The following is a 22,874-nucleotide window of genomic DNA, read 5'->3' as shown; positions in this document are numbered from 1 at the left end:
CTCACTTCAAGGAGCCGCCCTATGAAAGCCATCGCCTACTACCATTCGTTACCGATCACCGACCCGCAATCGCTGCAGGACATTGAACTGCCGGAACCCACCGCCGGCCCTCGGGACCTGCTGGTGGAAGTCAAAGCCATTTCGGTCAACCCGGTCGACACGAAAATTCGCCAGAACGTCCAGCCTGAAGACGGCGCAGCCAAAGTGCTGGGTTGGGACGTGGCCGGCGTGGTCAAGGCGGTGGGCAATGAGGTCACGCTGTTCAAGGCGGGCGACAAAGTGTTCTACGCCGGCTCCATTGCCCGCGCCGGCGGCAACAGTCAATTGCATGTGGTGGATGAACGTATCGTCGGCCAGATGCCCAAGACGCTCGGTTTCGCCGAAGCCGCTGCCCTGCCGCTGACGGCCATTACCGCGTGGGAATTGCTGTTCGAGCGCCTGCAAATCCAGGAAGGCCAGGAGGATCAGGGGCAAAGCCTGTTGATCGTCGGCGCTGCAGGAGGTGTCGGCTCGATACTGACGCAACTGGCCAGCCAGCTCACCGCACTGAAAGTGATTGGCAGCGCTTCCCGGCCGCAGACACAGGACTGGGTAAGAGGCCTGGGTGCCGATCTGGTCGTGGACCATAGCCATCCGCTGAGCGATGTATTAAAGCAGGCAGGCCAGGCTCAGGTGACCCATGTCGCCAGCCTGACCCACACCGATCTGCATCTGGATCAATTGGTGGAAGCCCTGGCGCCCCAAGGCAAACTGGCGCTGATCGATGATCCCAAGGCGCTGGATGTGACCAAACTCAAGCGCAAGAGCCTGTCGTTGCATTGGGAGTTCATGTACACCCGCTCACTGTTCGAAACGGCGGACATGATTGAGCAACATAACCTGCTCAACCGCGTCGCCGCGCTAATCGATGCCGGCACATTGCAGACCACCGTGGGCGAGCACTTTGGCACCATCAACGCCGAAAACCTGCGCCGGGCCCATGCCTTGCTGGAAAGCGGAAAAGCCAAAGGCAAGATTGTGCTTGAAGGTTTCTAACCACCGATAAGGGGGCGTTTTTCGTAGAGGCAAAGCTTGCTCGCGATGAAGGTCGCGCGGTTCCCCGTCAGGCCAAGTCGTCGCGTATCGCGAGCAAGCTTTGCTCCCACAAAAAAAACCTGCACCGTCAGTCTGAGAATTGACCCTTGTCACAATTGCGATCGCATTCAGGTCTACACTCGAGGCCTTTGCAGCACAATCTTTTACGTGAGGAGGTCAGCAATGAAGATCCTGATAAAAGAAGTGGCAAAATCCCAGTGGCAAGTGCGTCTTGACCAACACGTCGTGACCTTCCGCACCGAGGCCGAGGCCCAGGCTTTCGCCACCACCCTGCAAGCGCGTATTCACGCACCTCACCGCTACCCTGAACAGCAGCAGCGAGCGGCCGGCTGAATCAGTCCTGGCCACTGGCTTGTGCCAGTGTCCGGGCCTGTTGCAGGCGGCGGGTCAGCATCGCTGCACCCACCACCAATAACCCGCAAAGGCTGATGACCATCGCCATCGGCACGGCACTGCCATCGTGCAGCGCCGCCACCAATGCGGCGGCACCGGCGGCCACCGAAAACTGCAGGCATCCCAGCATCGCCGACGCGCTACCGGCACGAGCACCCTGTCCACTCATGGCGCAAGCCGAGGCATTGGGCAGGATGCAACCCAGGCTGGCGATGCAAATGAACAGCGGAATCAATAACGGCCACAACCGCTCAGGGTGCAAGGAACTGACCGCCAACAAACACAGCCCGGCGGCGAGATAGACCCACACCGCGCGCGACAGCAGGAATGCCGGCCCACGTTTGGACAACAACCGGGCGTTGACCTGTGCCACCAGGATAAAACCCGCCGCGTTGGTTCCGAACAGCCAGCCGAAGTGTTCGGCCGGCACACCGTAGAGCTTGATGAAGACGAAAGGCGAACCGGCAATGTAGGCAAACATCCCGGCGATAGCGATGCCTCCCGTCAAGGCATGCCCGAGGTAGACCGTGTCGGTCAACAGTCGACCATATTGGCGCAACGCCCCGGACAATGGTTGACGCGGCACATGGGCCGGCAGACTTTCCGGCAGCCACAATGCCACGGCCGTCGCCGCCAGTGCGCTGAACAGCGTCAGGGCAATGAAGATCGATTGCCAGCCATGCAGGTTCACCAACAGCCCGCCAAGCATTGGCGCGAGGATCGGCGCCAGCCCCATCACCAGCATCAGTTGCGAGAACACCTTGGCCGAGCCCACCGCGTCGCATTTGTCGCTGACCACCGCCCGGGAAATCACCATGCCGGCGCATCCGCCCAGAGCCTGGACGAAACGGGCACCGATCAGCCATTCCAGACTCGGCGCATAGGCACAGGCCAGAGAAGCCAGGGTGAACAGACCGACGCCCGTCAGCAATGGAATGCGCCGGCCGAAGCGATCCGCCACCGGCCCATAAGCCAGTTGCCCGATGGACAATCCGAGGAAATAAGCCGCCAGGGTCAGTTGGATGTGATTTTCGTCGGTGCCGAAGGCAGTCGCCATGGCCGGGAAAGCCGGCAGATAGAAATCGATCGCCAAGGGACCGAATGCGCTCAAGGCGCCAAGAATCAGAATGGTACGGAAGTTCATCGGGCGTCCAGGTTCAGGCGTCAGTCAGCAGCCCGACAGTCTAGCCCTGCCGGGCGCTCTTGAACATTCCGATAGGTCGCTAACTATTAAAAAATCTCAGGCGGGACTGGCCTCGTACCCCTCCTCTTTAATGGCTTGGAGCACGGCATCGACCGACAACGAACTCTGGACCTGAACGGTCCTGGCGCCCAGATCGATCTGCACCTGCGCCGCCGGATCCTTGGCCTGCACAGCCTGGGTGATGGCCTTGACGCAGTGACCGCAGGACATTCCCTGAACATTGAATGTTTGCATGAGATGACTCCTTGGGATTGAGGTTGCCAGCAGTTTCAAGCTTGCCATCATGGAAAGGTCAAGTTCTGACGAAAACTGCCGGGCTGGCAATCGCTGCCAAGCTCGGCCAAGCTGCACACATCAAGGATTTCACACCGGAGGTTCAGCCATGCGCTGGTCAGCGTTCAGCCTGTTTTGCATGCTCGGTTTGTCAGCGGTGAGCCCTCAGGCGTTGGCCGTCGGCGAAGACTACGGCGTGCTGATCATTTCCCGCGAGCGCCTGGAAGTGCCGACTTCCTGCGAAATCGGCATCTATATCGGCGATCAGCTCTCGGGGCGTTTGTTCCAGGAACAGAGCACCTCCTTCAACCTGCCACCCGGAAAATTCTCCTTGCGCTTGAAGCTGCTGCCAGGCCAGGCGCCGGGCTGCAGCCCGGGCATGCTTGCGCCGGGGTCGCAGGATGTGACGCTCAAGGCTGGCGACATACTGAAGTTCCGCATTGCCATGACCCAGGAAGGGATGTATCTCAAGCCGGCTGAGCTGGGTTATTGACCCCTTAGATAAAAAGTGGGAGCAAGCCCGCTCCCACAAAGTGTGTGTGCAAGCGTTTGGATTAGCGCTTGACCTTCCCGGCGTGGCAAGGTTGATCCTGTAGTCATTCACTACAGGGAGCCTGTCCGATGTCTGAATCCACCCTTTTCGATCTGCCGATTGCCGGGATGACCTGTGCCAGCTGCGCCGGGCGGGTCGAGCGCGCCTTGAGCAACGTCACAGGGGCCAGCGCCGTCAGCGTGAACCTGGCGACCGAACAGGCGCGGATCCAGGCGCCCGAGGGCAGCCTGCCAGCCTTGATGCAGGCCGTCGAACAGGCCGGCTACAGTGTCCCCGTCCAGACGCTGGAACTGTCCATCGAGGGAATGACCTGTGCCTCATGCGTCGGCCGGGTCGAGCGCGCCCTGAGCAAAGTCGCCGGGGTGAACCGTGTCAGCGTCAACCTCGCCAACGAACGGGCCCACCTGGACTTGCTCGGCCGGGTCGACCTGCAAACCCTGATCGATGCGGTCAAGGGCGCCGGTTATGACGCCAGTGTCTGGCAGGCCGAGCAACCCCATGACGCACAAAGCAATCGCCTGAATCGCGAGCGCCTGGCCTTGGTGCTGGCGATTTTGCTGTCCGTACCGTTAGTGCTGCCCATGCTTTTGCAACCGTTTGGCGTGCATTGGATGCTGCCGGCCTGGGTTCAATTCGCTTTGGCGACGCCGGTGCAGTTCATTTTCGGTGCGCGCTTCTATATCGCGGCCTACAAGGCCGTGCGTGCCGGGGCCGGGAACATGGATCTGCTGGTGGCCCTGGGCACCAGCGCGGGTTATGGCTTGAGCATTTATGAATGGGCCATCGCCCGCCCTGGCAGCATGCCGCACCTGTATTTCGAGGCCTCGGCCGTGGTGATTGCCCTGGTATTGCTCGGCAAATACCTGGAAAGCCGCGCCAAGCGCCAAACCGCCAGTGCTATCCGCGCCCTCGAAGCCTTGCGACCGGAGCGGGCGATTCAGGTCATTGACGGGCAGGAGCGGGACGTCGCCATCAGCGCCCTGCGCTTGAATGATCGGGTGCTGGTCAAGCCAGGCGAACGCTTCCCGGTGGACGGCGAAGTGCTGGAAGGCCAGAGTCACGCTGACGAAGCCTTGATCAGTGGCGAAAGCCTGCCGGTGCCCAAACAGCCCGGCGACAAGGTGACGGGCGGTGCCATCAACGGCGAAGGCCGCCTGCTGGTGCGCACCCTGGCCCTGGGCACGGAAACCGTCCTGGCGCGCATCATCCGCCTGGTGGAAGACGCCCAGGCGGCCAAGGCCCCCATTCAAAAGCTGGTGGATAAAGTCAGCCAGGTCTTCGTGCCGGTCGTGCTGGTGCTGGCATTGGCGACGTTGATCGGCTGGTGGTTGTATGGCGCCCCCCTGGAGACAGCGCTGATCAACGCTGTCGCCGTGCTGGTGATCGCCTGCCCGTGCGCCCTCGGTCTGGCGACACCCACAGCAATCATGGCCGGCACCGGGGTGGCTGCCCGCCATGGAATCCTGATCAAGGATGCCGAGGCCTTGGAGCGCGCCCATGAAGTCGACACCGTGGTGTTCGACAAGACCGGAACCTTGACTTCCGGCACACCACGCATCGCCCACTTGAGCGCCCTGGACGGTGACGAAGACAAGCTGCTGCAAATGGCCGGCGCACTGCAACGCGGCAGCGAACACCCCCTCGCCAAGGCGGTGCTGGATGCGTGTGCGGAGCGCGGCCTGGTTGTCCCGGACATCAACGACAGCCAGTCGCTGACCGGACGCGGTATTGCCGGCAGCCTGGACGGGCAGCGCCTGGCCCTCGGTAACCGACGTTTGCTGGACGAACTGGGCCTGGCCCCCGGTTCGCTGAGCGAGTCGGCCCAGGCCTGGGAGACCGAGGGCCGAACCCTGTCCTGGCTGATTGAGCAAAACGCCACGCCACGGGTGCTGGGCCTGTTCGCTTTCGGCGACACACTCAAGCCCGGCGCCCTGGCGGCCGTACACGCCCTGAATGAACGCCATATCGGCAGCCACCTGCTGACTGGCGACAACCGCGGCAGTGCCCGGGTGGTGGCCGAGGCATTGGGCATCGCCAACGTTCATGCCGAAGTACTGCCGGCCGACAAGTCCGCCATCGTCCAACAGTTGAAGACCCATGCGGTGGTGGCCATGGTAGGCGACGGTATCAACGACGCCCCGGCCCTCGCCGCCGCGGACATTGGCATTGCCATGGGCGGCGGCACCGACGTGGCAATGCACGCCGCCGGTATTACCCTCATGCGCGGCGATCCACGGCTGGTGCCCGCGGCGCTGGAGATCAGCCGCAAGACCTACGCCAAGATCCGTCAGAACCTGTTCTGGGCATTCGTCTACAACTTGATCGGTATTCCCCTGGCGGCATTCGGCTTCCTCAACCCGGTGCTGGCCGGCGCGGCCATGGCCTTGTCGAGCGTCAGCGTGGTGAGCAACGCGTTACTGTTGAAACTCTGGACACCCAAACACCTGGAGGACAAGCGATGAACATCGGCCAAGCGGCCCGCCAGAGCGGCCTGAGTGCGAAGATGATCCGGTACTACGAATCCATTGGCCTGCTCAAGGCAGCTCATCGCACCGACAGCGGCTACCGGATCTACGGTGCCGATGACCTGCACACCCTGGCCTTTATCAAGCGCTCCCGGGACCTTGGGTTTTCATTGGAAGAGGTCGGCAAATTGCTGACCCTCTGGCAGGACCGCCAACGCGCCAGCGCAGACGTCAAGGCCTTGGCCCGGCAACACATCGACGAACTGAACCAGAAAATCCGCGAACTGGCCGAACTGCGCGACACCCTCCAGGACCTGGTGGAACACTGCCACGGCGACCACCGCCCGGACTGCCCGATTCTCAAGGAACTGGCGTCGGGGTGTTGCGAGAAGACAGTGCATGCTTGAGCGAAGGTGAGAGTGAGCCTGCTCGCGATGACGCCAGCACATCCTACATCCATGCAAGCTGATACACCGCTATCGCGAGCAAGCTCGCTCCCACAGGGGATTTGTGCAGGACGCAGGATCCATATACCCCCGAGAACCAATGTGGGAGCGAGCCTGCTCGCGATGACGCCGGCATATCCTGCATCCATGCAAGCTGATCCACCGCTATCGCGAGCAGGCTCGCTCCCACAGGGGATTTGTGCAGGACGCAGGATCCATATACCCCCGAGAACCAATGTGGGAGCGAGCCTGCTCGCGATGACGCCGGCATATCCTGCATCCATGCAAGCTGATCCACCGCTATCGCGAGCAGGTTCGCTCCCACAGGGGATTGGTTCCGAACGCAGGATCCATATACCCCCGAGAACCAATGTGGGAGCGAGCCTGCTCGCGATGACGCCGGCATATCCTGCATCCATGCAAGCTGATCCACCGCTATCGCGAGCAAGCTCGCTCCCACAGGGGATTTGTGCAGGACGCAGGATCCATATACCCCCGAGAACCAATGTGGGAGCGAGCCTGCTCGCGATGACGCCGGCACATCCTACATCCATGCAAGCTGATACACCGCTATCGCGAGCAAGCTCGCTCCCACAGGGGATTTGTGCAGGACGCAGGATCCATATACCCCCGAGAACCAATGTGGGAGCGAGCCTGCTCGCGATGACGCCGGCATATCCTGCATCCATGCAAGCTGATCCACCGCTATCGCGAGCAGGCTCGCTCCCACAGGGAGTTGGTGGCGGACGCAGGTGTTGAGGGCCTCACAAAAACACTGTGGGATTTTTTGGGCGGCCACAAAAAACCCGGCCTGGGCCGGGTTCTGGTCAAGCGCTCACTGCATCCACGGCGGAGGCGGTTCTTCGGTTTTGCCGGGTGGAGCGTCGTCAGCGGCGCGGACGGCCTGGCGGCGTTCCTCGTCCAGACGGGCAGCCTCGATTTCACGCATGATCCCGCCGACATCCGCCAGCTCTTCCGGCTCATCGAACTCGCCGGTCAGCACGCTGGCCGGGTGCAAGGTGCCGGCCTCATACAACGCCCACATTTCCTTGGCGTACCGGGTGCGCTTGAGCTCCGGGGCAAACCGGCCGAAGTAGGACGCCATGTTGCCCACATCCCGCTCCAGCATGCTGAAGGCATGATTGTTGCCAGCGGCGTCCACCGCCTGCGGCAGATCGATGATCACCGGGCCCGTCGGCGTAAGCAGCACGTTGAACTCCGACAGGTCACCGTGCACCAGACCGGTACACAGCATCAACACGATCTGGGAGATCAGGAACGCGTGATACTCACGGGCCTGATCCGGCTCCAGTACCACATCGTTCAGACGCGGTGCCGCATCGCCGTACTCGTCAGCCACCAGTTCCATCAGCAGCACGCCTTCGAGGAAGTCGTACGGCTTGGGCACTCGCACGCCCGCGCCGGCCAACCGGAACAGCGCCGCCACTTCGGCATTCTGCCAGGCGTCTTCAGTTTCCTTGCGCCCGAACTTGGAGCCCTTGGCCATAGCCCGAGCCTGGCGGCTGTTACGCACCTTGCGGCCTTCCTGGTATTCGGCCGCCTGACGAAAACTTCGCTTGTTCGCCTCCTTGTAGACTTTGGCGCAACGTAGCTCGTTGCCGCAGCGCACCACATAAACAGCTGCTTCTTTACCACTCATGAGTGGGCGCAGCACCTCGTCGACCAGACCGTCCTCGATCAGGGGTTCAATGCGTTTTGGAGTCTTCATCAGCTTTTATTGTGGGTCCTTTATTACCGAACACGCGAATGACAGTCGTTATACGGCAATCCTCCCTCCACGGGGAGGGGTTGCCGACTTATGAACCCTTCGATGCACACAATGTGCCGGATTAAATCGACCGAGCCGATCATAGCCGAGACAGCGCATAGCGTTGGCAACTGAATGCAAAGGCATTTGCGACAAGAGCTGACAGCCATGCCCAGTGCAGCTGATTCAATGTTTAAACAACTCCCCCGGGGTCAATCCAAACATCCCCTTGAACGCCACTATGAAAGCGGACGTGGAATCGTAGCCACAGGACAACGCCGCGCCGGTCACGCTATCGCCTTTTTCCAACGACCCCAGGGACGACAACAGCCGCGTACGCTGGCGCCAGGCGCGAAAGCTCAGGCCGGTTTCGCGCTGGAACAGACGCATCAGGGTTTTTTCCGATGTGCCCAGGCGCTCGGCCCACACTTGCAAAGTCACGTTCTGGTCGGGCTGTTCGATCAGCTCGTTGCACAACGCCAGCAGACGCGCATGCCGGGGAAGTGGCAGGCAAAAGCCAACCTCCGGCAGTGTTGCCAACTGGTCCAGCAACACTTGCACCAGTCGTGCGTCCTGGGTATCGCCCTGGGAGTAATCGGCCGGCAACTGACAAAAAGCCTTGATCAGCTCCCGCGCCAGCGGCGTGACCTCCAGCACCCGGCAACGCTCATCGGCCCACGGGCAGGCGTCGCGGTGGACATAAAGGCTGCGCATTTCCGCCCGGGTGGAGGTCATCACATGATGCTCCAGGTCGGCAGGAATCCAGATGGCCCATTGTGGCGGGGCGAAAAAACTGCCTTCGGCGGTGTGCACACCCAGCACGCCACTGATGGCGTAGGAAAACTGCACCCAATCATGACGATGGGCCTGGGTCCACGAACCGGCGCTCAAGCTTTCGACACGGGCATAAAGCGGCCTGGGCAATTCCGTCAGGTCGGGAATGCGTCTTTCGAGTTGTTGGTGTCCGTTAGTCGGCATGGATTGGCCTTATGTCGCAAGACGGCTGCAAGTGCCGACGTTAGGCTAAGTCGACCTTTCTTACAACTTGCGGTGCCGTATGCACATTTTCAGACACCTCAAACGCCTGGTAACCGACTGGTTCCTGTGCGGCATGCTGCTTGCCACGTTGCTGGCGTATCTGTTTCCCAGCTTTGGCGCCACGGGTGGCGCCATGCATGCCGATTGGGTGGTCAATATCGGCATCTTTGTCGTGTTTTTCCTGCACGGGATAAACCTGTCCGGCGAGCAGATCCGCCACGGTCTGAGAAACACCCGACTGCACGTGATGGTGCAGGTCTTTACCTTCGGCGTGTTTCCGTTGATCTGGCTGGTCAGCGATTGGCTTCTGGGCCGCCATGTGCCGTCACTGCTGATGCTGGGGTTCTTCTACCTGTGCGTCCTGCCCTCGACCATTTCATCCTCGGTGGCCCTGACCGGCAGCGCCGGCGGTAACGTACCGGCGGCGATTCTGAACGCGAGCCTGTCCAGCGTGCTGGGGATTTTCCTGACGCCACTGCTGGTCAGTTTCGTGGTCGGCAGCGGCGCCGGGGGCATCGATCTGGGTGCGACTTTGCTCGACCTTTGCCTGATGTTGCTGCTGCCGCTGGTGCTCGGACAGTTACTGCGCCGCTGGCTGGCCGGTTTTTTCGGGCGGTACAAACGCTACACCAGCATCATCGACAAACTGGTGATCCTGCTGCTGGTCTACGCGGCGTTCTGCAATTCGATGGTGTCCGGGATCTGGCAACAACAAGGCAACACCGTACTGCTCAGTGCATTGCTTGGCAGTGCCGTGTTGCTGGCAATCATTTTGTGGATGACCACCCGTACCGCCCGGGCCCTGCGGTTCAGCAACGCCGATGAGATTGCCGCGGTGTTCTGCGCCAGCAAGAAATCCCTGGCGGCCGGGGTGCCGATGGCCGCGTTGATTTTCGGCAACAACCCCGGCCTGGGGCTGATCCTGTTGCCGATCATGATCTATCACCCGTTGCAGTTGATCGTCTGTTCGATCCTGGCCGAGCGCTACGCCAACCGCCAACGGGAACTCATTCATCAACAACGCGAGGCGTCCCTCAACGCTCGATGATTGCCGTCACACCCTGGCCACCGGCCGCGCAGATGGAAATCAGACCGCGGCCCCGCCCCGCCGCGTCCAGCAACTTGGCGAGGTTGGCGACGATTCTTCCACCCGTGGCGGCAAACGGGTGGCCGGCGGCCAGGGAGCTGCCTTTCACGTTCAGCCGTCTGCGGTCTATGCTGCCCAACGGAGCGTCGAGGCCCAGTCGCGTCTTGCAATAATCCGGGTCTTCCCAGGCTTTGAGCGTGCATAACACTTGAGCGGCAAATGCCTCGTGGATCTCGTAGTAATCAAAGTCCTGTAACGTCAGGCCGTTGCGCGCCAGTAACCGAGGCACGGCGTAGGCCGGCGCCATCAACAACCCTTCTGCTCCGTTGACGAAATCCACCGCTGCCGTTTCGCCGTCGCGCACATACGCCAGGATCGGCAACCCCCGGGACTTGGCCCACTCTTCGCTGCCCAGCAGCACCAGTGACGCGCCATCGGTCAATGGTGTGGAGTTGCCCGCCGTCATCGTGCCCTTGGCGCTTTTTTCGAAGGCCGGCTGGAGGGCGGTGAGTTTTTCCAGGGTCAGGTCCGGACGCAGGTTGTTGTCCCGTGTCAGGCCGAGAAACGGCGTCATCAAGTCGTTCTGCCAGCCTTCGGCGTAGGACGCGGCCATTTTCTGATGACTTTCCAGGGCCAATTGGTCCTGCTCCTCCCTGGGAATCTGCCAGGTCTGAGCCATCAGTTCGCAGTGCTGGCCCATGGACAGGCCGGTTCGTGGCTCGCCATTGCGCGGCAGTTCGGGAACGAGGTGCTGGGGACGCAGCTGCATGAAGGTCTTGATTTTCTCAGCGGTGGTTTTGGCGCGATTGGCTTGCAGCAGGATTCTGCGCAGCCCTTCGTTGACGCCAATCGGCGCATCCGAGGTGGTGTCTACGCCGCCGGCAATGGCACTGTCGATCTGCCCGAGGGCGATCTTGTTGGCCGTCAACAGCACAGTCTCCAACCCCGTGCCGCAAGCCTGTTGCAGATCGTAGGCCGGGGTGGTGGGCGATAGCCGCGAGCCGAGCACGCATTCGCGGGTCAGGTTCAGATCCCGGGAAAGCTTGAGCACCGCACCGGCGGCCACCTCACCGATGTGCAGGCCATGCAGGTTATAGCGCTCGATCAGCCCCTCGAGCGCGGCGGTCAGCATCGCCTGGTTGCTGGCGGTGGCATAGGCCCCGTTGGAGCGGGCGAAGGGGATGCGGTTACCACCAATGATCGCGACGCGGCGTAGCTGTGTCATGAAGAACTCCCTGTGTATGTCCGGATGCGCCAATGGGCCTGCGGAAACCCGGCTCCCGCACAAGCTTAGGCTTTATCTGGCCAATCGAACGACTGATTGCCAATCATGGTCCACACTTTGAACCTCATCAGCCGGAGTGTGTTCCATGTCAGACCGTTATATCGACTTCGCCAATTCGCCCCTGGGCCTGCGTCTGGTCGGTGCGCTGGGCCTGCCATCGCCGGCCCGCCTGGAGCGCTGGCAGGCCGGGCGGCTGCGGCCGATCGAAGGTGCGTTGCTGTTGGGCGGCGGGCCGTTGACCGAACAGATCGGCGCATTTGCCAAGCGCCTGACCGATGCGATCTTCATCTACGGGGGCGAACCGACACTGGCCACCGAATGGATCCCCGGTCACGGTCCGAAAATCAAGGCGGTGGTGTACGACGCCAGTCATCTGGCGCAGGCCGACCAGCTCAAGCAACTGCGCGAGTTCTTCCAACCCCTGATGAAGAACCTCGACCACAGCGCCCATGTCGTCATCCTCGGCCGCGCTCCGGAAGGTCTCGCCGATCCGTTTGCCGCCAGCACGCAGCGGGCCTTGGAGGGCTTCAGCCGTTCCCTGGCCAAAGAGTTGCGTCATGGCGGGACGCTGCAATTGCTGTATGTGGGTGACGGCGCCGAGGCCCAACTGGAAGGTGCGCTGCGGTTTTTCCTGTCGCCCAAGAGCGCCTACGTTTCCGGGCAGGTCATTCGCCTTGATGCCTGCCAGGCGCAGGTCCAGGACTGGACGCGTCCGCTCACCGGCCTCAAGGCTCTGGTCACCGGCGCGGCCCGCGGGATCGGCGCCTCCATTGCCGAAACCCTGTCCCGCGATGGCGCCGACGTGATCCTGCTGGACGTCCCGCAGGCCAAGGCCGATCTCGAAGCCCTGGCTGCACGCCTTAGCGGGCGCAGCGTGACGCTGGACATTTGTGCTGAAGACGCCGCTACACAGTTGACTGAACACCTGCCCGACGGCATCGACATCGTGGTGCACAACGCTGGCATCACCCGGGACAAGACGCTCGCCAACATGACCCCGGAGTTCTGGGACGCGGTGCTGGCGGTCAACCTCAACGCGCCGCAGGTGCTGACCAAGGCCCTGCTCGACAGTGGCACCCTGCGGGACAATGGCCGAGTAATTCTGCTGGCGTCCATCAGCGGCATCGCCGGCAATCGCGGCCAGACCAACTACGCAGCGAGCAAGGCCGGATTGATCGGTCTGGCCCAGGCCTGGGCGCCGGTCCTGCAACCTCGGGGGATCAGCATCAACGCCGTAGCCCCGGGTTTCATTGAAACCCGCATGACCGCCGACATCCCTTTCGCCCTGCGCGAAGCCGGGCGGCGCATGAGTTCCCTGGGCCAGGGCGGCCTGCCACAGGACGTCGCCGAAGCCGTGGCCTGGCTCGCCCAGCCGGGGACGGGCGCCGTTACCGGCCAAACGCTGCGGGTGTGCGGGCAAAGCCTCCTGGGAGCATGACCATGACGATCCAATGGCATGAAGTAAACGCCGCGCCCGGTATGTCCTCGCTGTACGTGAAAGCCGCGACACGGCGCAAGGTCACTGGAAAAACCTTGCCCCAGGACGGACTGCGCCAAGTGATACAGGTCGATCCGCAACGCCTGGCGGCCTATCGCAAGGTCTGCGGTTTTGCCGAAAACGGACTGCTGCCGCCGACCTACCCCCACGTACTGGCGTTTGCCCTGCAGATGCAATTGCTCACCGCCCGGGACTTTCCGTTCCCGTTGCTGGGGCTGATCCACTTGAGCAATCGCATCCGTTTACTGCGGCCCATGGGCGGGGTCAGCCAAGTGCAGGCTCGCGTCAACGTGCAGAATCTGCAAGCTCACCCCAAGGGCGCGGTGTTCGACCTTGTGACTCGCATTGATGATCAATTGGGGCCGTTGTGGGAGGCCGAGAGCCAGATGCTTTGCAAGGGCGTCCAGCTTGACGGCGCGTTGGTGGAAGAGCCGCTGCAAGAGATTCAGGCATTGACTGAAGTGGCGCACTGGACCGCGCCGGCTGACATTGGCCGGCAATATGCCAAGGTGTCCGGCGATTACAACCCGATCCACCTGAGCGGCCTCAGCGCCCGGCTGTTCGGCTTCCCCACCGCCATCGCCCACGGCCTGTGGAACAAGGCCAGGACCCTGGCGGCGCTGGACGAACACTTACCCGATGCCAACGTCGAGATCGATGTCACCTTCAAGAAACCGGTGCGCCTGCCCAGCGAAGTGACACTGCTGGCGAGTGCCGCGGGGTCCAGCGGAGACTTGCGATTGATCGGTTCGGGGGACTTGGAGCATATGGTGGGGAGCTGGCGGCCGGCTGGCTGAGGACCGGCATCTTTGTTGAATGTGCGATGGCTATCGCGAGCAGACTCGCTTCCACATGGGTTCTCGGGCGTTCATGGGGCCTGCGTGCGACACAAATCCCCTGTGGGAGCGAGCCTGCTCGCGATAGCGGTGGGTCAGCTTGCATCGATGTTGAATGGGCCGCCGTCATCGCGAGCAGACTCGCTTCCACATGGGTTCTCGGGCGTTCATGGGGCCTGCGTGCGACACAAATCCCCTGTGGGAGCGAGCCTGCTCGCGATAGCGGTGGGTCAGTTGGCGTCGATGCTGAGTCCGCCTACCGCGGCGGATAGTTCGCCAGGATCCGCGCAACCGTCTCACGCACTGCGGTGCTGCGATCCGTCGGATTGGGCGAGTTGCTGAGCATTCGTTCATCACTGCCACGCCACACCAGCTTGCCGTCCTTGCCATCGAGCAGGTCAATCTGCACCGTGGCGACCTTGTAGCTGATGTTGCGGGTTTCGTTGTACATCGGCCCGCCCCAATAGCCATTCCAAGGGCTGCCCCAACCACCGCCGTAGTTGGTCGTGATCTGTTGCTGGCGATCCTCGACGATCAGGTAGGCCTGGACCATCACATCCCCTCGCCCGCCAGCCTGGGCCGGGCGCAGACCGCGCTGGTCGAGTTGATCGGCAACCGCCTGACGGATCCGCTGTTCGGTCAGGTCGCTCTTGATGCGCGGATCATCGGGACGATATTGCAGCGCCGGCTCTTTCCAGCTCCAACTGCGGTAAGCCGAGAAATCCCGGCTGGTGTCAAAGTCGTGGTTGACCGGGGTACCCGCACAGGCGCCGAGCAACAGGGTAAAAGCCAGTAGAGCGATACGGCGAAACATGGTTTTTCTCCGTTGCGTAATCAACTTGGAGGATAAGCCGACAGGGCTTTTTCCACCGCTTCGCGAATGGCATCAGTGCGCGCGCTCTGACTGCCGCGCTGGCTGGTCTCGGCGCTGGCGCTCCACACCGGCTGACCATTACGGGCATCGAACAGGTCCACTCGCACCACCACGACCTGCTCCCGATAAGTGCGCACCACCGGCACCGAGTGATACATGCCATAGCCGGGGCCGTAGCGGTCGTAACGGTTATAGCCGCCGTAGTAACCGGAATCATAGTCGTCCCGAACCTGACGCACGCGCGTTTCCAGGCGCAGGTCGGCACTGACGAACAGGTCGGCCGGGCGGTTGTCATGCAATGGACGCAGGCCGCGTTGATCCAGGGCGTTGCTCACCGCTTCAGCCACCTGGGCCGAGTCCGCCCAAGCGGTGCCCGGTGGCAGTCGCCCGTTGAGCCAGGCCCAACTGCGATAGCGCCCGTAGTCACGGGGTGGCGCGGGGTAAGCGCTGCGGTCAAACACCGTGGCGGCCTGCGGCGGCGCCGGTGGCAGCGGGTTAGACGTGGCGACATACGGGTTGCTGCCCTGGCAGGCAGCCAGTCCCAGGCACAACACCAACAACCCTGAACGACCTTTCATTTCGCGCTCCGATTGCTCTTTCAGATCAGAGGGGACGGCAGACCCAGTGCAGATAACGCCCCAACCCGGCAAACGCCGGATGGCGGCGGTGAGCCAGCTCCATCTCCAGCAACTGCGCCAGCTCCACGCGGCCCTGGAACTCCACCGGCATGTAGTCATGGAAAACCCGCACGCCACTTTGAGTTTCGACCTGCCACACGCCTTCAAGTTGCGCCGCCAATTCCCGCGGATCAAGGGGTTGTTGCGGGGTCAGGCTCTGTTTTTCACCGGCCATGTCATTTTTGCGCAACTTGCGAAAATGCCCCTTGAGCAGGTTGCGATAAACCAGCGCGTCGCGGTTGTAGAACGCCAGGGACAACCAGCCGCCCGGGACCGTGAATTGATGCAGCACCGGCAGGATCGCATGGGGTTCGGCCAGCCATTCCAGCACCGCGTGGCACAGCACCAGGTCGTAAGGCTCAGTGAGCTGGTCGGGCAGCGCCTGCCACGGTGCCTGAATGAACGTTGCGCTCTGACCGGCATCGGCGAACCGCTGACGGGCACCTTCGAGCATGGGCTCGGCTGGCTCGGCCAGGGTCACCTGATGGCCGCGCTCGGCCAGCCACAACGACATGTGGCCCAAGCCGGCGCCTATGTCCAACACACGCAACGGACGCTCAGGCAGGGCTTCAAGCAGATCGGCCTGCAGTACCGCCAGACGGATCGCACCTTTGGCCCCACCGTAGATTTTTTCAGCAAAGCGCGTGGCGAGCTGATCGAAATGGCGATCGCTCATTGGCCGAACCGCCGCTCGCTGTCGGCCAGCTTGCTGCGCACCACAGCCTCCATATCCAACCCCAGCTCGCTGCACAGCAGCAACAAGTACAACACAATGTCACCGACTTCCTGCCCAGCGTGGGCCAGCTTGTCCGCCGGCAACTGGCGCGACTGGTCCTCGGTCAGCCACTGGAAAATCTCCACCAGTTCGGCCATTTCCACACTGGCGGCCATGGCGAGGTTTTTCGGGCTGTGAAATTGCCGCCAATCGTTATGGTCACGAATGGCATGCAGGCGTTCGGTCAATTCAACAAGGTTCATCGGGGTCTCCTGAATGCGCATAGCTTCGGGGGGATGACGAGGGAAGGCAAGCGTCTCGGTACGAAGCGGCGTTTTGCCCCATAATCGAACGATCTTGGCCTTCAGCCGCTCTTACAACCAGAAGCCCAAGGCTCGATTCCGATCTCTCTCATCAGGATGTACACATGCAGGTAGAAAGCTTTTTCGAATGGCTCGGCCAGGCGCTCGGTTCGGTGATCCGGTTTATCGTCGACCTGCTCAGCGGCCTGTTCAACACCCTGGCCAATGCTGGCGGCAACTTTGTCGATGGCCTGTCGCGCACACTGGGCATGGACACCTCGATCATCAGCATCATTGCGCTGATCCTCGGGCTGATGCTGCTGTACTCGGCAATCCGCGCCTTCATGCGGGCGTCGATCATCTTGGGCATTATCTGGTTGGTGCTGGGGTTGTGGTTGTTGAGCTGGATCATTCACTAGGGCCGAGAGCACTGTGTGGGAGCAAAGCTTGCTCGCGATACAGGCGCCTCGGCGCCCTGAAAGACCGCGTCATCTTCATCGCGGGCAAGCCTTGCTCCCACAGAGTTTCTTGAGATCGAACGCGGAGCGTCCCTAGAGGCATTCCCACGCGGAGCATGAGAACGATCATGCGAGAACCCGCTACAATCGCGCTCCGCCAAGGAGCTCGCATGTCCAACCTGATCACCGACTGGCGCGACCGTCTTACCCACCGCCGGGTATGGGCGCTGGCCGCGCCGATGATTCTCTCGAACATTTCCGTGCCGCTGGTGGCACTGGTGGACAGCACCGTCATCGGCCACTTGCCCCATGCCCATCAGTTAGGCGCGGTGGCGGTCGGGGCGAGTTTGTATACGGTGCTGGCCTGGGCCATGGGTTTCTTGCGCATGGGCTCCACCGGGTTCGCCGCCCAGGCAGCCGGGCGTGGGGATGGAGCGGCGTTGCGGCAGGTGTTGCTGCAAGGTCTGCTGCTGGCGATGGGGTTGGCGCTGGTGCTGGGGGCGGTCGGCGTGCCGTTGAGTGGCGTGGCGTTGCATTTCATGCAGCCATCCGCCGAGCTTGAGCAGTTGACCCGGGACTTTTTCCACACCCGGCTGTTTGGCTTGCCAGCGGCGCTGGCCAGTTATGCGCTGGTGGGCTGGTTTCTCGGTGCTCAGAATGCCCGGGCGCCGTTGGCGATCCTGCTGGTGACCAACCTGGTGAACATCGCCCTGAACCTGTGGTTCGTGATCGGCCTGGACTGGGGCGTGACCGGTTCGGCCCGGGCGTCGGTGATTGCCGAGTGGACCGGCGCCCTGGTCGGTCTGATCCTGGCGCGCAACACGCTGCAGGCCTGGCCGGGGCAGATCGCCTGGGCGGCCTTGGGGGTGTGGCAAAGCTGGCGGCCGTTGCTGGCGGTGAACCGGGACATTTTCATTCGCAGCCTGGCGCTGCAAGCGGTGTTCTTCCTGATCACGGTGCAAGGCGCGCGTCTGGGGGATGCGACCGTGGCAGCCAACGCGCTGCTGCTCAATGGTCTGCTGCTGACAGCCCACGCCCTGGACGGTCTGGCCCATGCCGTCGAAGCGCTGTGCGGTCACGCCATCGGCGCCCGCGACCGCCTGGCCCTGCGCCGCTCGCTGGTGGTGGCCTGCGGATGGTCATTGATTGCCAGCGTAGGGTTTGCCCTGCTGTTTCTGCTCGCCGGCCACCTGTTCATCGATATGCAGACCGATATTCCGGACGTGCGCGACACCGCTTACCGCTACCTGCCTTACCTGGCAGCGCTGCCGTTGATTGCGGTCTGGAGTTATTTGCTCGATGGCCTGTTCATCGGCGCCACTCGTGCCAGGGAAATGCGCAACGGCATGCTGTTGACCCTGTTGCTGGTGTCGCCGTTTGCCTGGGTACTGCAAGCGCTGGGCAACCACGGGCTGTGGATCACCTTCCTGCTGTTCATGGCTTTGCGCAGCCTGACCCTGGGTGCTTTCGCCTGGCGCATGCAACAGCGCGATAGCTGGTTCGGTGCCGGCGCCCATTGACCTTTTCAACCTTGATTGTCCTGCCACAGCCGCCGCAGGTGATCCAGGCGTTCGCGCTGCGAACCGCCTTTGAGCCCCGGCACGGGTCGGGCATTGGGGTACTGCAGGCGCAGCCATAACCAGTCGTCGAGTACCGGTCGTTCGGTGAACCCCAGGGTCAGCCCTTGCTGCAAGTCCTCCCAGAGCAGGCGGAAATCCCGCCCGGTAGAACAAGACCACTGCCAGACGTGGCGTTCCAGCAGACATCGCTGCAACTGACTCTGCTGCCAATGGCTGAGACTGTGTTCATTTTCCAGTGCCGGTACTGCCAGCCCCGGATTGCAGAGTTGCTGCCAGCCCTGGCTGCCGATGCTCCTGTCGCCCCAGGTCCCGCCGAACCAGCGCACCAGGCTGATCGGCCCCAGCCAGCAACTGAGTTCCCGAGGATCGCAACCGTCGAAGAAATAACTGGCCGTGTGAGGGTTGTAATAGTTCAGCAAGGCCTTGTGATGCAGGCCTAACGTCACCGTCAACATGCGCCGCAGATGCGCCAGTAATTGCGCCTCTGACGCTCCGCTGACCAACAACAGCCCCGGCCAGGCGCCGGCATCCAGGTGACACAGGCTGGCCAGTGCCGGCGATTGCTGCAAATCCACCAGCAACGGACCATGCTCCCTCAGCCCGTGCAATTCGGTGCCTTCGAACAAGGCAAAGCGCCGGATCTCGGCGAACTGCTCCTGCAAACGCTGCGCGGTGTCCGGCGCACCGGGTACGTCGAGCAGCAGCCATTGCGGCGCTGATGCAGACATGGCGGCAGCATTCATGGAGCAGCGCCCGCGCCGAGCTGCGTGAGCATGCGGCAGGTGCACAACGGCTGGCTACAGGGGTTGAAGCTGCCGCCCCCGGGCAACAGACACAACAACACCAACGGCTCGGCACTCTGGATCGCCGCCAACAGAAGCGGGTCGAAGCCAGAGGCCTCATGGACTGGTCGGGATGTTTCGCTCAGGAGTGACTCATCCCCTTCTTCCCGAGATGCCGGCGCGTCGAGCAATGCGCTGATCAATGGACGATCCGGGTCGCCCTCGATAAAACTCACCAGCACCTCGGTGCCCTTGCCAATGGCGTGCCCCCAAGCGGCCAGCTCAGGGGCCAACGGCAGCCAGCAATGACTGGGACTGGCTCCCTCCCCCTGATAGACCCAGTCGAACTGCACCGCCACTCGCCCCGCCACCTGCATCTGCGGCTCATCGACCGTGACCACCCAGCCGCGCTGCCGACTCAGCATGCGAGGTTTTGCCGCAACCCCGGTCGCCACGAACGGCCATCCCGCAGGAATGGCGCGAAAATGGTTGCCATACACGCCGGCCTGCGCGCGATGCTCGACTTTCATCAACAGCCAGGTCTGGTTCCAGCCTTCGACAGGGTGCCCTGCCAGCGACAGCGTCCGGCCGCAATGCAGCCCCATCAGATCGCTGCGGCCCAAGGCTACTTGCTCCCCCGAAACATCGCTTTGTACACGCCAGTTGCGCACCGCCGGAGCCGTTCCCTCGAGCCTGTAAAGCGTCTCGCCATCGGGCAGGGAATCGTCCGTGCTGTCAGCAAAAACCAGACAATGCCCATCCCGAGCCTGCTCGAAATGGAAGTAAATGCCCGCCTCGGCGCACACGCGTTGGAGAAATTGCAGATCTGACTCCCGATATTGGGTACAGAAATCGCGCAGCGGATAATCGCCACTCAAAGCCAGGCACACCTGGCGTCCGGCAATGCCGTGGGCCTTGAGCACCTGGCGAATGATTTGCGGCACTGAGCGGGCACTGAACACCCGTTGGCTGAATCGTTGCGCCAGGCACGCCAGCTTCGGCCCGATGCGTACCCGGCAACCAGCGCCCTGACGATGCTGGACAAGCTCGTGAATCTGCCCATGGATGCCCCGCCCTCCAGCGTCGAAACTCAACCAGACGCTGCGGTAGAGCAACCCGGCAAGGTCCAGGGGCGTATCGCCGATCAACAGCTCCACATCAAAGACAAAGGGTTCGCTGATGGCTTCGCTGCCCGTGAAGGCCACGACAACAAAGGATTCGGGCAGACCGGCTATCTCCAGACGAAATGACGGCTCGCTGGCTGGATCGGACATCGGCGTTTCTCTACAGGAGGGGCGGCTGAGGATTCTCGCTGAGAGCCATGGCCGAGTAGAGAGCCCAAGTACAAGTTAGGAAAGGGACTACACGAAATAAGGACACCACCGGTTAAATGCACCAGTGTTCGGAAATAACAGCGGCACAAATAAAAACGCCCTCCGGGACTATCCGAAAAAACCCGCAGCACACGGTGTATTTTCTGACAGTCCCGGAGGGCGTTCAGGCCGCCATCAGGAAGACAGGTAGGACGACCGCGTCAACCCCAGGCGCAGGGCATCCAGGAACTGGGTGCGTTCCGCGGCGCTGATACGGGCGCTGGCGCATTTGTCGCGGTAGTGGGTCATCAACTCCTCCGGCGACAGGTGCACGTAGCGCAGCATATCTTCGATGGTGTCGTGGGTTTCGATACCGGCGTGGTACACGCTGCCGTCGGCATTCTGGTAGATGTTCACCGAGTCGGTGTCACCGAACAGGTTGTGCATGTCGCCAAGGATTTCCTGGTAGGCACCCACCAGGAAGATGCCCAACAGGTAATCTTCGCCCGGATTGAGGGAATGCACCGGCAGGCTGGTTTCGATGCTCTGCTCGTCGACGTACTGCTTGATCTTGCCGTCGGAGTCGCAGGTCAGGTCTTGCAGCACGGCGCGGCGCAACGGCTCTTCATCGAGGCGATGCAGCGGCAGGATCGGCAGCACCTGACCGATGGCCCAGGTGTCCGGCAGGCTCTGGAACACCGAGAAGTTGCAGATGTACTTGTCGGCGAGCTTGTCGTTGAGCTCATCCAGCACCTGACGGTGGGAGCGCTGGCGGGCCTTCAACGAGTTATGCAGGCGACGGCACACCGCGAAGTAGCACTGCTCGGCCAGGGCTTTTTCGGCCAGGGTCAGCTTGCCGTCGGCGTACTGGGCGGCCACGTCACTCATGTAGTGGGTGGCGCGCCAGTAGGTCTCGGTGACCATCTCGATATCGGTCGGGCCCAGCAGGTCAACCAGCCACTGCACGGTCTCCGGCAGGCTTTCCTTGTTTTCGATCACCGGCACGTCGTCGTGGTGTTTCTCGACGTCGGTCACCTGCACCACCAGCATCGCGTGGTGGGCGGTCAGGGAGCGACCACTTTCCGAGAATATGTGCGGATGCGGCAGGCTCTGGGCATCGCAGAACTCCTTGAGCATGCCAACCACGACACCGGCGTAATCGTCCATGTCGTAGTTGATCGAACTGGCATTGCGCGAGTGCGTACCGTCGTAGTCCACGCCCAGGCCACCGCCAACATCGATGTGATCCACCGGCAGGCCGAGGTTGCGCAGCTCACCGTAGTAGCGGATCGCTTCCTTGAAGCCATGCTGGTAGTCCGCCAGGTTGGCGATCTGCGAGCCCATGTGGAAATGCAGCAGGCGGATGCCCTGATCCAGGCCAGCGGCGCGGAAGCGCTCGACCACCGACAGCAGTTGCGCGGCAGACAAGCCGAACTTGGACTTTTCGCCACCGGTATCGGCCCACTTGCTCGACGCCAGGGACGACAGGCGTACCCGCAGGCCGACCTGTGGCTTGACCTTGAGCGACGCGGCTTCTTCGATCACCAGGCCGACTTCGGATTCTTTCTCGATCACGATGAAGACGTTATGGCCCAGTTTCTGGCCCATCAGCGCCAGGCGAATGAACTCGCGGTCCTTGTAACCGTTGCAGACGATAGTCCCGCCCTTGGGCGCCAGGGCCAGCACTGCCAGCAGCTCGGGCTTGGAGCCGGCCTCAAGACCGATGGAAACGTTCTGGGTGGCGATGATGTTTTCGATCACCGCTTCCTGCTGGTTGACCTTGATCGGATAGAGCGCGGTGTACTGGCTCTGGTATTCCAGGCGCGCGATGTTGCTGTCGAACGCTCCGGTGAGCTGGCGCACGCGGTCTTGCAGGATGTCGGGGAAGCGCACCAGCAAGGGCAGCGACAGGCCGCTCTGGCGCAACTGGTCGACTTGCTCGAACAGGTCGATGGGCGAACTGCCTGGACCGTTCGGACGGACTTCGACGCGACCGGCGTCATTGATCGCGAAATACCCGGCCCCCCAATGGCGGATCCCGTAAACACTGCGGCTGTCCGCAACTGTCCATTGGCTGCCATCGTCTTTGCGTGTGCGTCGTACGGACATCGAAGTCCCCTATAAAGAAGTCAAAATGCACCATCCGGTAGGAGGCTGGAGCAGTCTAGAGAATGGAAATGACGATTTGCCTGTAAGCAAGGTAGACCCTGCTCACAGCGCTGAGTTTAGAAA

22 protein-coding genes are annotated in these 22,874 nt (G+C 62.1%); 10 read left to right on the top strand and 12 right to left on the bottom strand.

From position 1 onward, the window contains the following. Nucleotides 1-21 precede the first annotated feature (21 nt). Entirely contained in the window at nucleotides 22-1,035 is a 1,014-nt protein-coding gene (locus PSH91_RS03375; RefSeq protein WP_047227417.1) for a zinc-binding alcohol dehydrogenase family protein, read from the top strand. A gap of 222 nt (nucleotides 1,036-1,257) precedes the next feature. Beyond that, nucleotides 1,258-1,428, top strand: a complete 171-nt coding sequence (locus PSH91_RS03370; protein WP_171061426.1) for a hypothetical protein — start codon at nucleotides 1,258-1,260, stop codon at nucleotides 1,426-1,428. Nucleotide 1,429: 1 nt separating this feature from the next. Here PSH91_RS03370 and PSH91_RS03365 read toward each other — a convergent pair whose 3' ends face one another. Both PSH91_RS03365 and PSH91_RS03360 read right to left on the bottom strand, forming a co-directional pair. Next, on the bottom strand, nucleotides 1,430-2,632 hold the full coding sequence (locus PSH91_RS03365) for a multidrug effflux MFS transporter (protein WP_076382806.1): 1,203 nt from the start codon (nucleotides 2,630-2,632) through the stop codon (nucleotides 1,430-1,432). A 96-nt stretch (nucleotides 2,633-2,728) separates the two neighbouring features. Continuing rightward, nucleotides 2,729-2,926: a heavy-metal-associated domain-containing protein gene (locus tag PSH91_RS03360; RefSeq protein WP_047227415.1), complete on the bottom strand. Its 198-nt coding sequence runs from the start codon at nucleotides 2,924-2,926 to the stop codon at nucleotides 2,729-2,731. 148 nt (nucleotides 2,927-3,074) lie between these two features. Here PSH91_RS03360 and PSH91_RS03355 point away from each other — a divergent pair, with 148 nt between their 5' ends. The 3 genes from PSH91_RS03355 (at nucleotide 3,075) to cueR (ending at nucleotide 6,390) form a co-directional block, all read left to right on the top strand. Next, nucleotides 3,075-3,458: a hypothetical protein gene (locus PSH91_RS03355; RefSeq protein ID WP_047227414.1), complete on the top strand. Its 384-nt coding sequence runs from the start codon at nucleotides 3,075-3,077 to the stop codon at nucleotides 3,456-3,458. Nucleotides 3,459-3,586: 128 nt separating this feature from the next. Continuing rightward, on the top strand, nucleotides 3,587-5,980 hold the full coding sequence (locus tag PSH91_RS03350) for a heavy metal translocating P-type ATPase (protein ID WP_305467286.1): 2,394 nt from the start codon (nucleotides 3,587-3,589) through the stop codon (nucleotides 5,978-5,980). Then, a complete protein-coding gene (gene cueR / locus PSH91_RS03345) occupies nucleotides 5,977-6,390 on the top strand; it encodes a Cu(I)-responsive transcriptional regulator (RefSeq protein WP_047227412.1) in 414 nt (137 codons plus the stop codon). Before PSH91_RS03350 ends, cueR begins: the two co-directional genes overlap by 4 nt. A gap of 874 nt (nucleotides 6,391-7,264) precedes the next feature. Here cueR and PSH91_RS03340 read toward each other — a convergent pair. After that, complete coding sequence (locus tag PSH91_RS03340; protein WP_047227411.1) at nucleotides 7,265-8,158, bottom strand: PA4780 family RIO1-like protein kinase; 894 nt, start codon at nucleotides 8,156-8,158, stop codon at nucleotides 7,265-7,267. A gap of 225 nt (nucleotides 8,159-8,383) precedes the next feature. Continuing rightward, nucleotides 8,384-9,175: a helix-turn-helix transcriptional regulator gene (locus tag PSH91_RS03335; RefSeq protein ID WP_305467284.1), complete on the bottom strand. Its 792-nt coding sequence runs from the start codon at nucleotides 9,173-9,175 to the stop codon at nucleotides 8,384-8,386. Nucleotides 9,176-9,254: 79 nt separating this feature from the next. Here PSH91_RS03335 and PSH91_RS03330 point away from each other — a divergent pair, with 79 nt between their 5' ends. Continuing rightward, nucleotides 9,255-10,283, top strand: coding sequence for a bile acid:sodium symporter family protein (locus PSH91_RS03330; RefSeq protein ID WP_305467282.1), 1,029 nt, complete (start codon nucleotides 9,255-9,257; stop codon nucleotides 10,281-10,283). Here PSH91_RS03330 and PSH91_RS03325 read toward each other — a convergent pair. Further along, a complete protein-coding gene (locus PSH91_RS03325; protein ID WP_305467281.1) occupies nucleotides 10,270-11,547 on the bottom strand; it encodes an acetyl-CoA C-acetyltransferase in 1,278 nt (425 codons plus the stop codon). The two genes, PSH91_RS03330 and PSH91_RS03325, sit on opposite strands and share 14 nt — an antisense overlap. Nucleotides 11,548-11,692: 145 nt before the next feature. Here PSH91_RS03325 and PSH91_RS03320 point away from each other — a divergent pair, with 145 nt between their 5' ends. Both PSH91_RS03320 and PSH91_RS03315 read left to right on the top strand, forming a co-directional pair. Then, complete coding sequence (locus tag PSH91_RS03320) at nucleotides 11,693-13,045, top strand: 3-oxoacyl-ACP reductase (RefSeq protein ID WP_076382814.1); 1,353 nt, start codon at nucleotides 11,693-11,695, stop codon at nucleotides 13,043-13,045. Nucleotides 13,046-13,047: 2 nt separating this feature from the next. Then, the gene (locus tag PSH91_RS03315) at nucleotides 13,048-13,902 is read left to right on the top strand and encodes a MaoC/PaaZ C-terminal domain-containing protein (RefSeq protein ID WP_139048470.1); all 855 of its coding nucleotides are present in this window, start codon (nucleotides 13,048-13,050) and stop codon (nucleotides 13,900-13,902) included. 295 nt (nucleotides 13,903-14,197) lie between these two features. On the opposite strand, the gene PSH91_RS03310 is transcribed toward PSH91_RS03315, so the two are convergent. From PSH91_RS03310 to PSH91_RS03295, 4 genes are read right to left on the bottom strand one after another with little or no spacing between them, the layout of a single operon-like run. Further along, the gene (locus tag PSH91_RS03310) at nucleotides 14,198-14,755 is read right to left on the bottom strand and encodes a DUF4136 domain-containing protein (protein WP_047227405.1); all 558 of its coding nucleotides are present in this window, start codon (nucleotides 14,753-14,755) and stop codon (nucleotides 14,198-14,200) included. Between the two features lie 20 nt (nucleotides 14,756-14,775). After that, on the bottom strand, nucleotides 14,776-15,393 hold the full coding sequence (locus PSH91_RS03305; protein WP_076382818.1) for a DUF4136 domain-containing protein: 618 nt from the start codon (nucleotides 15,391-15,393) through the stop codon (nucleotides 14,776-14,778). Nucleotides 15,394-15,418: 25 nt separating this feature from the next. Next, nucleotides 15,419-16,168 (bottom strand): methyltransferase domain-containing protein, encoded by a 750-nt coding sequence (locus tag PSH91_RS03300; RefSeq protein WP_305467280.1) that lies wholly within the window; start codon nucleotides 16,166-16,168, stop codon nucleotides 15,419-15,421. Next, a complete protein-coding gene (locus tag PSH91_RS03295) occupies nucleotides 16,165-16,470 on the bottom strand; it encodes a MazG-like family protein (RefSeq protein ID WP_076382820.1) in 306 nt (101 codons plus the stop codon). The genes PSH91_RS03300 and PSH91_RS03295 overlap by 4 nt, the downstream gene beginning before the upstream one ends. 164 nt (nucleotides 16,471-16,634) lie before the next feature. On the opposite strand from PSH91_RS03295, the gene PSH91_RS03290 reads away from it, so the two are divergent. Together PSH91_RS03290 and PSH91_RS03285 are read left to right on the top strand one after the other, a co-directional pair. After that, nucleotides 16,635-16,928, top strand: coding sequence for a hypothetical protein (locus PSH91_RS03290; protein WP_047227401.1), 294 nt, complete (start codon nucleotides 16,635-16,637; stop codon nucleotides 16,926-16,928). Nucleotides 16,929-17,137: 209 nt separating this feature from the next. Further along, entirely contained in the window at nucleotides 17,138-18,487 is a 1,350-nt protein-coding gene (locus PSH91_RS03285) for an MATE family efflux transporter (protein ID WP_305467278.1), read from the top strand. Nucleotides 18,488-18,492: 5 nt separating this feature from the next. On the opposite strand, the gene PSH91_RS03280 is transcribed toward PSH91_RS03285, so the two are convergent. The 3 genes from PSH91_RS03280 to speA form a co-directional block, all read right to left on the bottom strand. Next, nucleotides 18,493-19,290, bottom strand: coding sequence for a DUF4123 domain-containing protein (locus tag PSH91_RS03280; RefSeq protein ID WP_305467276.1), 798 nt, complete (start codon nucleotides 19,288-19,290; stop codon nucleotides 18,493-18,495). Next, on the bottom strand, nucleotides 19,287-20,603 hold the full coding sequence (locus PSH91_RS03275) for a type VI secretion system Vgr family protein (RefSeq protein ID WP_305467274.1): 1,317 nt from the start codon (nucleotides 20,601-20,603) through the stop codon (nucleotides 19,287-19,289). Before PSH91_RS03275 ends, PSH91_RS03280 begins: the two co-directional genes overlap by 4 nt. Before the next feature lie 234 nt (nucleotides 20,604-20,837). Then, nucleotides 20,838-22,751 carry an arginine decarboxylase gene (gene speA, locus PSH91_RS03270; RefSeq protein WP_047227397.1) on the bottom strand — a complete coding sequence of 638 codons (1,914 nt, stop codon included), beginning with the start codon at nucleotides 22,749-22,751 and terminating at the stop codon, nucleotides 20,838-20,840. Between the last annotated feature and the right edge of the window lie 123 nt (nucleotides 22,752-22,874).

Source organism: Pseudomonas sp. FP1154 (assembly GCF_030687245.1).
Taxonomy (GTDB): Bacteria; Pseudomonadota; Gammaproteobacteria; order Pseudomonadales; family Pseudomonadaceae; genus Aquipseudomonas; species Aquipseudomonas rhizophila.
This window is presented reverse-complemented; position numbering and strand designations above follow the sequence as displayed.